The sequence below is a fragment of the Bradyrhizobium sp. LMTR 3 genome, assembly GCF_001693485.1.
Taxonomy (GTDB): domain Bacteria; phylum Pseudomonadota; class Alphaproteobacteria; order Rhizobiales; family Xanthobacteraceae; genus Bradyrhizobium.
The window spans coordinates 612155-626112 of sequence record NZ_MAXC01000023.1; the positions used below are offsets into that span (position 1 = coordinate 612155).

The 13958-nt window shown below is 62.7% G+C and carries 15 protein-coding genes and 1 pseudogene; 2 read left to right on the forward strand and 14 right to left on the reverse strand.

Translation table 11 applies throughout. The features are described 5' to 3' along the window. Positions 1–92 precede the first annotated feature (92 nt). Complete coding sequence (gene ilvD / locus LMTR3_RS19995; protein WP_065746709.1) at positions 93–1937, forward strand: dihydroxy-acid dehydratase; 1845 nt, start codon at positions 93–95, stop codon at positions 1935–1937. A gap of 210 nt (positions 1938–2147) precedes the next feature. Here ilvD and modC read toward each other — a convergent pair whose 3' ends face one another. The 6 genes from modC to LMTR3_RS40315 form a co-directional block, all read right to left on the reverse strand. Then, positions 2148–2807 (reverse strand): molybdenum ABC transporter ATP-binding protein, encoded by a 660-nt coding sequence (modC, locus tag LMTR3_RS20000; protein ID WP_065746800.1) that lies wholly within the window; start codon positions 2805–2807, stop codon positions 2148–2150. Between the two features lie 2 nt (positions 2808–2809). Beyond that, entirely contained in the window at positions 2810–3505 is a 696-nt protein-coding gene (gene modB / locus LMTR3_RS20005) for a molybdate ABC transporter permease subunit (RefSeq protein WP_065746710.1), read from the reverse strand. After that, on the reverse strand, positions 3505–4290 hold the full coding sequence (gene modA / locus LMTR3_RS20010) for a molybdate ABC transporter substrate-binding protein (RefSeq protein WP_065746801.1): 786 nt from the start codon (positions 4288–4290) through the stop codon (positions 3505–3507). The genes modB and modA overlap by 1 nt, the downstream gene beginning before the upstream one ends. A 201-nt stretch (positions 4291–4491) precedes the next feature. Next, a complete protein-coding gene (locus LMTR3_RS20015) occupies positions 4492–5016 on the reverse strand; it encodes a Spy/CpxP family protein refolding chaperone (RefSeq protein ID WP_065746711.1) in 525 nt (174 codons plus the stop codon). Beyond that, on the reverse strand, positions 5013–5993 hold the full coding sequence (gene mepA / locus LMTR3_RS20020) for a penicillin-insensitive murein endopeptidase (protein ID WP_065746712.1): 981 nt from the start codon (positions 5991–5993) through the stop codon (positions 5013–5015). Before mepA ends, LMTR3_RS20015 begins: the two co-directional genes overlap by 4 nt. A gap of 150 nt (positions 5994–6143) precedes the next feature. After that, complete coding sequence (locus LMTR3_RS40315; RefSeq protein WP_245319941.1) at positions 6144–6290, reverse strand: type 2 periplasmic-binding domain-containing protein; 147 nt, start codon at positions 6288–6290, stop codon at positions 6144–6146. A gap of 366 nt (positions 6291–6656) precedes the next feature. Here LMTR3_RS40315 and LMTR3_RS20025 point away from each other — a divergent pair, with 366 nt between their 5' ends. Continuing rightward, the gene (locus LMTR3_RS20025) at positions 6657–8468 is read left to right on the forward strand and encodes a putative bifunctional diguanylate cyclase/phosphodiesterase (RefSeq protein WP_245319942.1); all 1812 of its coding nucleotides are present in this window, start codon (positions 6657–6659) and stop codon (positions 8466–8468) included. A 124-nt stretch (positions 8469–8592) separates the two neighbouring features. Here the strand turns inward: LMTR3_RS20025 and LMTR3_RS20030 are convergent, their stop codons facing one another. From LMTR3_RS20030 to LMTR3_RS20065, 8 genes and pseudogenes are all read right to left on the reverse strand, one after another. Further along, a complete protein-coding gene (locus LMTR3_RS20030; RefSeq protein WP_084029704.1) occupies positions 8593–9060 on the reverse strand; it encodes a DUF1801 domain-containing protein in 468 nt (155 codons plus the stop codon). A 98-nt stretch (positions 9061–9158) separates the two neighbouring features. Then, positions 9159–10331, reverse strand: coding sequence for an acyl-CoA dehydrogenase family protein (locus LMTR3_RS20035; protein WP_065746713.1), 1173 nt, complete (start codon positions 10329–10331; stop codon positions 9159–9161). A 46-nt stretch (positions 10332–10377) separates the two neighbouring features. Then, on the reverse strand, positions 10378–11613 hold the full coding sequence (locus tag LMTR3_RS20040; RefSeq protein ID WP_065746714.1) for an MFS transporter: 1236 nt from the start codon (positions 11611–11613) through the stop codon (positions 10378–10380). Between the two features lie 93 nt (positions 11614–11706). Then, positions 11707–12036 carry a type II toxin-antitoxin system PemK/MazF family toxin gene (locus LMTR3_RS20045; RefSeq protein WP_065746715.1) on the reverse strand — a complete coding sequence of 110 codons (330 nt, stop codon included), beginning with the start codon at positions 12034–12036 and terminating at the stop codon, positions 11707–11709. Then, entirely contained in the window at positions 12033–12269 is a 237-nt protein-coding gene (locus LMTR3_RS20050) for an antitoxin MazE family protein (RefSeq protein WP_065746716.1), read from the reverse strand. Before LMTR3_RS20050 ends, LMTR3_RS20045 begins: the two co-directional genes overlap by 4 nt. A 103-nt stretch (positions 12270–12372) precedes the next feature. Further along, positions 12373–12588: pseudogene (locus LMTR3_RS20055) on the reverse strand (elongation factor 4); the annotation flags it as partial. A gap of 4 nt (positions 12589–12592) precedes the next feature. Next, on the reverse strand, positions 12593–13366 hold the full coding sequence (locus tag LMTR3_RS20060) for a hypothetical protein (RefSeq protein WP_065746718.1): 774 nt from the start codon (positions 13364–13366) through the stop codon (positions 12593–12595). 30 nt (positions 13367–13396) lie between these two features. Then, positions 13397–13945: a hypothetical protein gene (locus LMTR3_RS20065; RefSeq protein ID WP_065746719.1), complete on the reverse strand. Its 549-nt coding sequence runs from the start codon at positions 13943–13945 to the stop codon at positions 13397–13399. Between the last annotated feature and the right edge of the window lie 13 nt (positions 13946–13958).

Consider the following 13958-nt stretch of genomic DNA (forward strand, 5'->3'; position numbering starts at 1 on the left):
CTGCCCGCGCATGGCGACCCTGCACCAAGCCGCTTTAAGCGGCCGGACTTACCGTCTAAAAGACGCCTTTCCCGCTTCCAATAGGATAGATCATGCCCGCCTATCGTTCCCGCACCACGACCCACGGCCGCAACATGGCGGGCGCCCGCGGCCTCTGGCGCGCCACCGGCATGAAGAACGAGGACTTTGGCAAGCCGATCATTGCGGTGGTCAACTCGTTCACCCAGTTCGTGCCCGGCCACGTGCACCTGAAGGACCTCGGCCAGCTCGTCGCGCGCGAAATCGAGAAGGCGGGCGGTGTCGCCAAGGAGTTCAACACCATCGCGGTCGACGACGGCATCGCGATGGGTCATGATGGCATGCTCTACAGCCTGCCGTCTCGCGAAATCATCGCCGACAGCGTCGAATACATGGTCAACGCGCATTGCGCCGATGCGATGGTCTGTATCTCCAACTGCGACAAGATCACGCCCGGCATGCTGATGGCGGCGCTGCGCATCAACATCCCGACCGTGTTCGTCTCGGGCGGGCCGATGGAATCCGGCAAGGTCAACCTCAAGGGCAAGATCCGCGCGGTCGACCTGATCGATGCCATGGTCGCAGCCGCCGACAGCAATGTCAGCGATGCGGACGTGGAGGTGATCGAGCGCTCGGCGTGTCCGACCTGCGGATCGTGCTCGGGCATGTTTACGGCCAATTCGATGAACTGCCTGACCGAGGCGCTTGGCTTGGCGCTGCCGGGTAACGGCTCGGTGCTGGCGACGCATGCCGACCGCAAGGGATTGTTCGTCGAGGCCGGGCACCTGATCGTCGACCTGGCGCGGCGCTATTACGAGCAGGATGACGAAACGGCATTGCCGCGAACGATTGCCAACTTCAAGGCGTTCGAGAACGCCATGACGCTCGACATCGCGATGGGCGGCTCGACCAACACTGTGCTGCATCTGCTGGCGGCGGCTTACGAAGGCAAGGTGCCGTTCACGATGCAGGATATCGATCGCTTGTCGCGGCGCGTTCCGGTGCTGTGCAAGGTCGCGCCGTCGGTGGCGGACGTGCATCTGGAAGACGTGCACCGCGCCGGCGGCATCATGGCCATCCTCGGCGAACTCGACCGTGCCGGCCTGCTCAACCGCGGCCTGCCGATGGTTCACAGCAAGACTCTGGAAGACGCGCTGAGCCGCTGGGATATCAAGCAGACCAGGAGCGAAAGCGTCCGAAAATTCTTCACGGCGGCGCCGGGCAATGTGCCGACGCAGGTCGCCTTCAGCCAGGAGCGCCGGTTCGAGGAACTCGATACCGACCGCGCCTCGGGCTGCATCCGTGACGCCGCGCACGCCTTCTCCAAGGACGGTGGCCTCGCGGTGCTCTCGGGCAATCTCGCGCTCGACGGATGTATCGTGAAGACCGCCGGCGTCGACGAGAGCATTTTGAAGTTCGAAGGACCGGCGCGGATTTTTGAAAGCCAGGACGCGGCGGTCGAGGGCATTTTGGGCGGCAAGATCAAGGCCGGCGACGTCGTCGTGGTCCGCTATGAGGGACCCCGCGGCGGTCCCGGCATGCAGGAGATGCTGTATCCGACCAGCTATCTGAAGTCGAAAGGGCTTGGAAAGGTCTGCGCGCTGATCACCGACGGCCGGTTCTCCGGCGGCTCCTCGGGCCTGTCGATCGGGCACATCTCGCCGGAGGCCGCCGAAGGCGGTTTGATCGGCCTCGTGGAAGACGGCGACCTGATCAAGATCGACATCCCCGCGCGCTCGATCAGCCTCGTGGTGGATGACGCGATGCTGGCGAAGCGCCGCGAAGCCATGCTGGCCCGCGGGGCGGACGCCTGGAAGCCCGCCAAGAAACGCAGCCGCAACGTGACGATGGCGCTGAAGGCCTATGCCGCGCTGACGACGAGCGCCGCCCGCGGCGCGGTGCGGATTGTGCCGGAGTAAGGTTCTGGCTTGCGGTGAATGAGCCATCCGCGAGTCTTCTTACCTCTCCCGCTTGCGGGGGAGGTCGGATCGCATCGAAAGATGCGATCCGGGTGGGGGCTCTCTCCATACGAACAGTGTGACTCGCGGCGGCACCCCCACCCCAACCCTCCCCCGCAAGCGGGAGAGGGAGGGCAGTCCCTTTGCGGCGCAACTGTAGTTCACTACTTGCTACGTCAGCACCTTGACGCCGCCGAGCGCGGTGACGCGGCCGCGCTTGAGCATCACGATCTGTGTCGCGAGCTGGCGCAGCTCGGCCGCGTCGTGGCTGACATAGACCATGGGGATGCCTTCGTCGCGCAGCCGCACCAGATAGGGCAGGATTTCCTCCTTGCGGCCTTCGTCGAGCGATCCCAGCGGCTCGTCCAGCAGCAACAGCCGCGGCTTCGATAACAGCGCGCGGCCGAGCGCGACGCGCTGGCGCTCGCCGCCGGAGAGCTTTCCGGGACGGCGATCGAGCAGATGGCCGATATCGAGCAGGTCGGTGATGCGCGTGAGTTGCGCGGGATCCGCCGCGAGACGGTTCATGCGCCGGCCGTAGTCGAGGTTTTGCCGCACGTCGAGATGCGGAAGCAGCCGCGCGTCCTGAAACACGTAGCCGATCCGGCGCCGGTGCGGCGGCACGTGGACGCCTGCGGATGCATCATCGAGCGTCTCTTCGTCGAGTGCGATGATGCCGCGATCGGGCCGCAACAGCCCTGCGATCATGTTGATCAGCGAGGTCTTGCCGGCGCCGGATGCGCCGAACAGGCCGGTGACGCGGCCTTGGCTCTCGAAGGAAGCCTCAAGCGAGAATTCGCCGAGCTGCTTGGTGACGTCAACGCGCAGCATGATCAGTTCCCGTGCAGGCGTTTCGTCGCGCGCCGCGCGAACCATTCGGACGCTATCAGGGCGCCCATTGCGATCACGATCGAAATCAGCACCAGCCGCCCCGCCGCGGCATCGCCGTCCGGCGTCTGGATCAGCGAATAGATCGCCGACGAAATGGTCTGGGTTTCGCCGGGAATGTTGGAGACGAAGGTGATGGTGGCGCCGAACTCGCCGATTGCCTTGGCAAAACCGAGCACCATGCCGGCGAGTACGCCCGGCAACGCCAGCGGCAAGGTAACCGTCGCAAACACCTGCCACGGCGCCGCGCCGAGCGTGCCTGCCGCCTGCTCGAGGCGACGGTCGACCGCCTCGATCGAGAGCCGGATCGGCCGCACCAGCAGCGGAAACGACATGATGCCGCAGGCGAGCGCGGCGCCGGTCCAGCGAAACGCGAACACGATGCCAACGTTGTCGGCGAGCCACGCCCCGACCAGGCCACGGCGGCCGAACGTCAGCAGCAACAAATAGCCGGTGACGACCGGTGGCAGCACCAGCGGCAAATGGACCACGGCGTCGAGGACCGATTTGCCCCAGAACTCACGCCGCGCCAGCAGCCACGCCAACGCGATGCCGAACGGCGTCGCCACCAGCGTTGCGATGATGGCCACCCGCAGCGACAGCAGGATGGCGGTCCATTCGGCCGGCGAGATCTCGAACATCAGGTTGACGGGCTGACGAGGAATTTGAAGCCGTATTTTTCAAAAATCGTCTTCGCCGCGGTCGAGCGCAGGAAGGCGAGATAATTGGAGGCTTCCGGCTTCGCGGTCGTCGTCGCCGCGACGGGATAGATGATCGCGGGATGGGAATCGGCCGGAAAGGTGCCGACGATTTTGACGCCGGGCTCGACCTTGGCGTCGGTGGAATAGACAATGCCGAGCGCCGCCTCGCCGCGCGCCACCAGCGTCAGCGCGGCACGAACGTCGACGGCCATCGCGAATTTCGGCTCAGCGGCCTGCCATGCGCCGAGCTTCTCCAGCGCTGCCCTGGCGTATTTGCCGGCGGGCACGGATTTCACGTCGCCGGTGGCGATCCGGCCGTCGCCGGCGAGTTTTGCAAGATCGAAGCCGGGGCCAATGTTTACATGGTCGATTTTCGAATCCTTCGGTGCGATTAGCACGATGCTGTTGCCGAGCAAATTGACCCGGCTCGGTTCGTTGATGGTCTTCTTTCCGATCGCGTAGTCCATCCAATCGGTATCGGCGGAGATGAATACATCGGCCGGTGCGCCTTGTTCGATCTGTCGGGCGAGCGCAGAACTGGCGGCATAGCTGACGGTGATCCTGACGCCGGTCTTCGCGGAGTAGGCGGCGTCGATCTCGTCGAGCGCATTCTTCATCGAGGCAGCGGCGAAGATGGTCAGCGACTTTTCCTGCGCGGCGGCGGGCGAGAGGATGGCTGCCAGTGACACGGCGAAGGCCAGGACAAGGCCGGCAAGACGATTCATCGGGCGCTCCATGCATGATTGCGAGCTGCGGTTGCCGCGCGCAAGACAGGCGTTGGTTGGGGTAAGGCGACCATCGGAAGCGCCATTCCGGTATTCCCCGAAAGACTTGCGGTCGATCGGGGTATCGCCAGCCCTGACAATAGTCAGGATAGGAAGGGAGGTAAAGGCGACTGCACCGGCTTGCAAGGTGCAGCCGGGCCGTCAATGGTGATGGTGTCGCTTGTGCCCGCCACCGCCGTAACCCCGCAGCTCCGCATACCTGGTCATCTGCGACGGGGTTAAAATTCTGCCGGTCGACAAGTGATATTTCAGATGGCTCTCGCGCAGCATCCCTTGCGTGGCGGCAACGGCCGCGGTGGATGCCTTCAGGCTTTCGGGCGTGACGGTGCGGGTGGCAAACTGCTTGTCCAGTTCGGCTTCCTGCTCGATCAGCTTGGCGCCCAGCGGCATCGCTTCGGCCTTCATGGAATCGAACAGGCGCTGCATGCTGGCGCGTTGCTCGGCGGAGAGTTCGAGCTTGTCGGCAAGCTCGAGAACGTGCGACGGCCCCGGATAGCCGTTCAGTTCGGCCGCGAGCGCCAGGCCCATTCCGCGGCCGGCGCCAAGATCAGAAATCTGCCGCTCCGATAGCGCCTTGATCGAGCGCGTCTGCATTCCTGCATAAGGGGTCTGCGCGTGCACGCTCGTGACGAATGCGATCGATGCAACCAGGGGCCAAATCTTCATCGTCGTTCTCCGGTGGGTCTGCTTGATACTTCGTGTTTGGCATCCGGCGCGTTCAGCACCGTCTTGCAGGCGGGCGGCAGCGCCGCCATCGTCATCGGCGGCTTCGGCTTCGGCGGCACTTTCGGCGGTTTCGGATGCAGCACCGCGTCGCTGAACCAGTAGGCGAGATCGGCAGGCTGGCAGCCTTCGCCCTCGTTCGGATGGGGCTGGCTTTCGCATTCGCTGGCGCCGGGCGGGCATTTCATGCGGATGTGGAAGTGGTAGTCATGGCCGTACATCGGCCGCACCTTGTGGAGCCAGCCGCGGTCGCCCCTGGCTTCGCGGCACAACGCCTTCTTGATCGCGGCGTTGACGAAGATGCGCTGCACGGTGGGCTCCTGCGCGGCGGCGCGGATCACCGCAAGATGTGTCGGCGTCCAGGTCTGCGGATCGATATCGAGCCGGTCGCTGCGCACCATCATCACCGCGGACATTTCCTCGCGCTCGTTGCGCGACAGTTGCCGGTTCGGCATCGGCGTCAGCCAGATGTCGGCGTCGAGCCCCACCTGATGGCTGGCATGCCCGGTCAACATCGGCCCGCCGCGTGGCTGCGACATGTCGCCGACCAATATGCCGGGCCAGCCGGCATCCCGGCGCGCTCTTGCGGCCAGCCGCTTGACCAGTGCGACCAGGTCGGGATGGCCCCAGTGGCGATTGCGCGACAGCCGCATCACCTGCCAGTTATCGCCGTTGATCGGCAGCCCTTCGGCGCCTGCGATGCAGCCATGGGCATAGAACCCGTGCACGCGCGTCGGCGTTGCCGTCGGCAGCACCTTGCGGCCGAACAGTTCCTTGGCGGCGATGTTGGGATCGTTGGGATTGGCCAGCGGCGGCAGCGGTTTTGGATGGACCGTGCCCTTGTCCTGCGCCCATGCGCTTGCGGCATAGGCGGCGGCTAGCAAGGTTATCAGGGGGATCAGAAACAGGCGCGGGTGCATCGGACCAGAGAGTTTCAGGGATCACTCAATTCGCGCAAGCGTAGCACGAAATCGGCAACAGGGAGAGGCGCGGCCAGCACAATTGCGTGGTCCCCACTTCAGCGCAACAATCCGAGCAAGTCCCGCATCGGGACCAGCTCACGCCTGCTCTCACTGCAACTCGATGTTGGCGGACTTGATCACCGCGGCCCACCGGTCGATTTCCTCGCGCATGTAAGCGGATGACTTGTCGATCGGGCCGCCGAAAATACCGGCGGACAGTTTCTTGAGCTGATCCTGCACCTGAGGCTGGCGCAAGGCCTCGTTCACATCGGCATTGATCTTCTCGACGATGTTGTTCGGAGTTCGCTGAACAGTCGTTGCACGTGGTCGGATTAACCGCGCGATAACCCTCTCGGTCACTGACGGACATTTATGCGCACGCGCGGCGTTTCGCGCATTCCTTGTGCATCCGCCGCGCGAGAAGCCGTGCCGGCTGCCGCACGTCGATTATGCCCCGTGGATCGGCGGTTCGCACCAAGTTTGTACACGCAAAGCGTGTGCGTGCCGTTCTGTCAGGCGGGGCATGAGCGCGTGCGGTTAGTAGTTTCTGCGACAAGAGATACCTTTTTTTCAGAGACTTATCTGAAAACTTTGCACGCAGAGTGCGAGTAGAGCGTGGTAATGCCGAAGAAGAAGCCAAAAGCTGCCAGGAAGCCGAAACAGTCGATTGTCCGTTTTCCTGGCCGGCCGGCAAAGCCCGCTGCGAAGCTGTCTGCCAATCGCCGGCCCGCGATCGCTGAGGTCGCTCGCAAGGGCGCTGAGGAGGCTTCGTTCCGGCTGCTGTTCGACAGCAATCCGGTTCCGATGATCGTCTGCGCGCTGGGTGACGAACGAATTATCGCCGTCAACGACGCCGCAATCCAGCACTACGGTTACAGCCGCGGTGAATTCGAGAAGCTCACGATCCGCAACCTGCAGGCCTTCGACGTCGAGCCGCCATGGACCGGCGAACACGCCGGCGACGAACGCGCGGCCCACGCCTGGAAGCATGTCAGGGCCGACGGCGCGCTGATCGATCTGGCGATCTATTCGCGCCAGCTTGTTTACGGCGATCGGCCTGCGGTCCTGCTCGCGCTGATGGACACCACCGAACGCAAGCGCGCCGAGGCGCGGCTGACGTTCATGGCCCAGCATGACGGGCTGACCGGGCTACCGAATCGCGACTTGCTGCGTCAGCAGATGGACGACATCCTGCTGCGCACCCGCCGCAACGCCGAGAAGGTGGCGGTGCTCGTGCTCGGCCTCGACCATTTCAAGGCGGTCAACGATACGCTCGGCCACGGCATCGGCGACAAGCTGCTGCGCGGCGTCGCCAAGCGATTGCAATCGATGCTGCGCGAGGAAGATGCGCTGGCCCGGCTCAACTCCGACGAATTTGCTGTCATCCAGAGCGGGGTGACGCGACCCGAGGACGCGATATTCATGGCGAGGCGCCTGTTGGACGCGATCGCTGACCCCTATCTTCTGGACGGGCATTCGGTCGTCATCGGCGCCAGCATCGGCATTGCGATGTCGCCCGGCGACGGCGATGAGTCCGAGAAACTCTTGAAGAACGCCGACCTTGCATTGTCGCGCGCCAAGAACGATTCCCGCGGCACGTTCTCGTTCTTCGAAGCGGGAATGGATGCGCGCGCCCAGACCCGCCGCAAGATCGAAACCGAGCTGCGCGAGGCCGTGCACACCGATGCGCTGCGGCCCTATTACCAGCCGCTGGTCGATCTTGCGAGCGGACGCATCACCGGCTTCGAAGCGCTGGTGCGCTGGCCGCATCCCGAGCGCGGCATGATCTCGCCGGCCGAATTCATCCCTGTCGCCGAGGAGACCGGGCTGATTAACGCCGTCGGCGGCTTGATGCTGCGCCGCGCCTGCACGGATGCGGCGCAATGGCCCGACGACGTCCGCGTCGCGGTCAATCTGTCGCCGCTGCAGTTCCGCGTCGGCAATCTCTTGTCGCTGGTCGTGGAAACACTGAAGCAGTCCGGCCTGCCGGCGAAGCGCCTGGAGCTCGAGATTACCGAGACGCTGCTATTGGAGAAGAGCAGCGAGGTGCTCGCGACCTTGCATGCGCTGCGCGCGCTCGGCGTTCGCATCTCGATGGACGATTTCGGCACCGGCTATTCCAGCCTGAGCTACCTGCGCAGTTTTCCGTTCGACAAGATCAAGATCGATCAGTCCTTCGTGCGCGACCTCGCCGCCAATCCCGACGCGCAGGCGATCGTGCGTTCGATCATCAGCCTCGGCAAGGGCCTCGGCGTCACGATTACAGCGGAAGGCGTGGAGAGCGAAGCCGAGGTAAATTGCCTGCGCAACGAGGGATGCCACGAGGGGCAGGGATTCCTGTTCAGCCGCGCGCGGCCCAATGCGGAGATCGTCAGCCTGTTGAAGACGCAAGGCAACTGGAGCGCGCCGGAGGGCGCAGCGCTGGTGGCGTGAGGATCGTCATTGAGGCGTGCGTCATTCCGGGATGGTGCGCTAGCACCAGACCCGGAATCTCGAGATTCTCAGGTGCGCAAGTGCGCACCATAGTTCGATGCTTCGCATCGCCCCGGAATGACTGTCATTTCACCTTCCGCTTCCTCGCATGATACGTCAGCGCCAGCCCCACGCAGTGGCGCAGCGCGGCCGCGGGGAGTTTTTCACCGGCGTCGAGCAGAATGCTGCGGTTGCCGCCGTAGCGCAGTTCCGGATACAGCTCGCGAAAGGTCTCGACCAGATCGGTCTGGCAGTGGAAATAGACCGCGTAGCGGCCGGCTTCGTCCTTCACCTGGTCGATCCGGATCGTGCTGCCGCTCTTGCTCTCGGTCGTGAGATAGCTCGGCTGCCCCCATTTCAGCGTCTCTTCCAGGGCGCCGACGCCTTCGGTGGTCTTTGCGGTATCGTAGATCAGCCGGCGCAGCGCCAGCAGCTTTGCCCTGACCGGATTGGGATAGGCCTTGAAGACGGCTTCCACCGCAGCATCCCGGGTGGCAGCGCTCGGCCGTTTGGCAATGCGCTTTGCAGCTTGCTTCCGTGCTGTCTTCTTCATTGCAATGTCAGCGCATCCTGCCAGCTTCCATTGCAGAACCTAAAGCAGGATGCGAGCGGGCGGAAGCCGTCTCTTGCGTGCCGGCCGGGCCCGCCGCTTCATCGCGTCGTCGGCGGTGCGTCGAGATTGCCCGCGAGGATCGCCCGGCCGGCATCCTCGTAATGGGCATCACGGCCCTGGATCTGCTGCGCGATGGCGTGCATGTCGCGAAAGCGGCGCTCGAACTTGTTGGCATTGAATACGGCCGTTGCACCTGTCATGTGATAGGCGGTGTCGACCACGGCGGCCGATTGGTGGATCGTCCATGTCGAGGCGATACGCAGCGCCACGCGGTTGGCTTCGGTGATAATAGCGCCTCGCGACAGGTCGTGCCACACATCCGCTGCAGTGGCATAGAGATAGGCGCGCGTGGCGCGCAGTTGTGCCTCGGTGCGCCCGATCAGCCCCTGCACGGCGTTGTTGTCGCGCATCGCCTTTGACGCTTGCGGTGTCTTGCCCCGGGCAAGGTCGATCGCCGCATCGAGCGTGGCGCGGGCGACACCGAGCGAGGTCGCCGCAAAACCCATGCCGAAAACCATGTTGGTGGAGAGCTTGTACAGCGGCCCGTTCTCGCGCAGTGCTGCCGGATCGTCGCGAAGCGCTGCGAACTTTTCCGGGATGAACAGATTGTCGACCGAATAGGAATCGGTGCCGGTGCCGCGCAGGCCGATCACGTCCCAGACGTCGTGCATCGTGGCGCTGGCTACCGGAAACAGGATGGTGCGAATCTCCGGCGAACCGTCGCTCTTGCGCCGCGGCGTGCCGTCGGCTTCGACGACCCGGACATGGGCGCCGAGCCAGCTTGCCTGCCGCGAGCCGGAAGCAAAATCCCAGCGCGCACTGGCCTTGTAGCCGCCGGGAACCGCCTGGACTTCGTGGTTGATCGCGCCCCAAGCCAGAATGCCGGGCGCAACGTTGAAGATTTCGTTGGCAGCCGCGGGATCGAGATAGGCCGCAGTCATGGCGCAGACGCTGCACTGGCCGAGGCACCATGCGGTCGAGGCGTCGGCCTTGGCGACTTCCTCCTGCATCTGCATGAACGTTTCAAGCGGCACCTCGGCGCCGCCAAAACGCTTCGGCAGCAGCGCGCGGTAAAGCCCGTTCTCGATCAGCGTCTGTGTCACCGCTGAAGTCAGGCGGCGGGTCCGCTCGGTCTCGTCGGCCTCGCGCGCGATCAGTGGCGCCAGCGCCCGCGCGCGTTCCACAAGGTCGATGCCGGGCTGCCTGTTCATGCGTTTCCTCGCATCCTCGCATTCTCTTCTGGTTCGGCTTTCGTTGTCACGCCGCCGCGCGACCGACATCGAGCGACGGCTGCGGCGGTCGCTTGGCGGACGGGAAACTCAAGGCTATGGCGACGGCGGCCATGCCGATCGCGAAAGAGCCGACATAGAGCCAATTATAGCCGTGGAAGGCGTCGAATACCCATCCGCCGGCGAGCGGCCCCAGTGCCATGCCGAGGCTGGCAAACGCGGACACGGCGCCGAACATGCTGCCCATGATGCGCACACCGAAATATTCGCGCACCAGCACGGCGTATAGCGGCATTACGCCGCCATAGGCGAGGCCGAAGACAACCGACAGCGCATAGAACTCGCCGAGCTGGCCGACCGCGAGATAGGTTGCGATCGCCAAGGCCTGCACGAACAGGCCACAGACCAGAACGTGCTTGGCGCCGAAGCTATCGGCCAGCAAGCCGAGCAGCAGACGGCCGCCAAGGCCGGAGAAGCCGGCGAGGCTGTAGACGGTGACGGCGGTCAGGGGCGCAATGCCACACACCATGGCGTAGCTCACCAGGTGGAAGATCGGCCCCGAATGTGCCGCGCAGCAGGCGAAATGCGCGGATGCCAGGATGATGAATTGCGGCGTTCGGAGCGCCTGCGCGACCGTCCACTGCCCGTCAGGCGCGCCGGTGCCATTGGCGGCAGCAGGGGTTGACGGCTCCGGCGGGCGTCGCACCAGCAATGAGGCCGGGATCAACAGCACCAAGGCGACGATGCCGATCATCAGCATCGCCGTGCGCCAGTCGTAGGCCGTGATCAAATAGCTTGCGAATGGCGCAACCGTCATCGGCGATACGCCCATGCCGGCCGATACCAACGCCACCGCGAGGCTGCGGCGATGTTCGACCCAGGCGCTCGCCACCGCGACCATCGGTGCATAGAAGCTGCCGGCCGCAATCCCGATCAGGACGCCGAACGCCAACTGAAATTGCCACAGGCTGGTGGCCTGGCTCGCGCCGATCAGTCCGGCGCCAAGCAGCAGCGTGCCCGCCAGCACCACGATGCGGGTGCCGAACCGGTCGGATAGCGTGCCCCAGAAGAACGCCGCCAATCCCATGGCGAGAAAGTTGATCGTCGCTGCCGCCGAGACGCCGCTGCGCGACCATCCCATCGCCTCCGAAATCGGCTGCAGGAACACCGCTAGGGATAACATCGAGCCGAACGCGACGCAGGTCATCAGCGCGCCTACGGCGACGACGACCCAGCCGTAGGATAAACCGGAGGCCTTGCCCATGCGTATTCCCGCTCTCTTTTTTGTATTTATGATTTGAGCGGGGTGATGGTGGCCTATCCGGCGAGAGAGGGCAAGGTCTACGAGACTTTGCGTTCACCGCGCGAGACCGAGGACGACGAGCAGCGCACGATCGAACTGTTCAGATGTCTTGGAATCGATTTGGCCGATGATGCTCCGGACACGATCTTGTCGCAGCGCGATCATCTTGTCTGTCATAATCTGTGAACGAAGACGAAGCCCATTCGAAGGTTCGGCTTCAATAATGGGCCTGAGCAGCAACCCTTCCTGGACGTCGGACGAGAGTGGACAGACGAACACGGTCGACAAGTCCTTGGTGAATTCGTCGGCTTGTACGATTACGCCGGGCCGTGGCCGTCCCAATTCGCTTGGAACGACCACCAGCACGATACTGCCGCGCTTCACTTCCAGCCGCTCCAGTCGTATGCGGCTTCATTCCAGGAATCGATGGCGTCATTTTCCGGGTGTCGTGCCATCAGCTTTACCTGCCGGCGCAAATCGGCCCGTACCTTGGGATCCCGCAAATCCGGAACCCAATGCTGCACTGGACGCAAGCCTTGTGCGCGCAACCGCGCGCGGCGCGCGGCCATGCGCTGCTGCGGGGTATGGGGCTTTGCCTTCTTCGGGGTGGTGGCCATATTTCATACGTAACATGTTACGTATGAAAATTCAAACGCTTCGGATTGTGGACTTGCTCCACAACGGCATGCGGCCATTGCGCCGCACGTACAGTGCGCACGGTCAGCTATCCACCTTCAGCGCGGCAATGAACGCTTCCTGCGGGATGTCGACCTTGCCGAACTGCCGCATCTTCTTCTTGCCTTCCTTCTGCTTCTCCAGAAGCTTGCGTTTGCGCGTGATGTCGCCGCCGTAGCATTTGGCGGTGACGTCCTTGCGCAGCGCGCGGACGGTTTCGCGGGCGATCACCTTGCCGCCGATCGCGGCCTGGATAGGAACGGCATTACGCCTGCAAGGCATCGTGCAGTTTTTTGCGCTCGACCTCTTGAATGCCGGATTTAGTTATTTGAAATGCGGCCGCTTCGGAATGAATGAAGGCTCGGTCATGTTCCAACTGGTCAAGGGTACGCCTGAGGTTCCTTCTCATTTTTGGATGAACCCAGCTCGATAATTGCTCGAACGAGGCGCGCTCTGCGCCGCGCTCGTACAACAACAGTAGGATGCGATCACTAACCTGAAGGTCGGTCCGCAGGACTTTCAAAAATCCCGCAAAATCCTCCACTGTTGGAGCTCGCCGGGCGACCAGATTCCCGATTATTCTCTGGGCTTGGTTGGCAGACACGCCGTGGTGTAGGCGAACAAATTCGGCGAGAATCCAATCCAAGGTGGACGATACGAAGGTCGCGTCCTGCTCATTAGGATCTATTCCGTCTCCCAAATGAGCGGTGTCTCGCTTATTTCTAATATCGTAAACAACGCGAAGCGCCCGTGGAATATGGATTCGGACAGACTCGGATAACTGTGTACTTTGAGCTAGAGCGGTGATTATTTTCTCGGTCCGAAGTTGGGTTCCTATAGGTGTAAAACTTCCACTCATTGCTTGCTCGAGCATTCTAAAAGCCGCTTCGCAGAACCGTCCACCTTCGACAGCACTGAGACGAAGCCCGCCCAAATAGAAATTGCGCTTGGCTTCGTTGTATGCCGCTAAAAGCTCGTCTACCAGCTTCCCGTCGAACGAATTCTTGAGGCCGCGTTCAATCTCCACAAATGGGGTCATGGTTGGCTACTTGATCGGCTGCTGGTCAACTTACTTTGTCAGATCGAGAATGAGCGCTGCGCCATGCTTTAGGCCAGGCGCAGTTAGTATCCAGCCCTTTTCCTTTGATCCTGTAAATTCGTTTCCTCCTTTCATGTACTTCATATGATTTGTGCCATCGAAAAAACCGTAGCGCTCGCATAGGGCCCGAGCATCTTTGTCGTCAAATCTCGGATCGTTCGACGAAATTAATCTGGCAACCCCCAATAAAACGTAGGCGTTTCGAACTTTGTCTCGATTTCCCTTGCCGGGGATCTCTGAGATGATGATCTCAACTCCGTCACTGCCTACGTGAAATACTTGTTGAATATGATCTAACGACAAATTGTTATGCTTTATCCATGTGCGAGCGCGAGCAGGCATTTCGCTGGAGTCATCAGCGTCGCTTAGGCCCGCAGTAGATTTCTTGCTAGCTGCCAAAGGTGACTCGCCCAACAAAACAAGGGAGGCTTGGATAACGCGTTGCCTTTCTTCAGACTGTAGGGGCGTTAATTCGGCAACGATCGCCGCCATAATGTCTGTGATGCTCTTCTGGGTCATTGATGTCACCTTT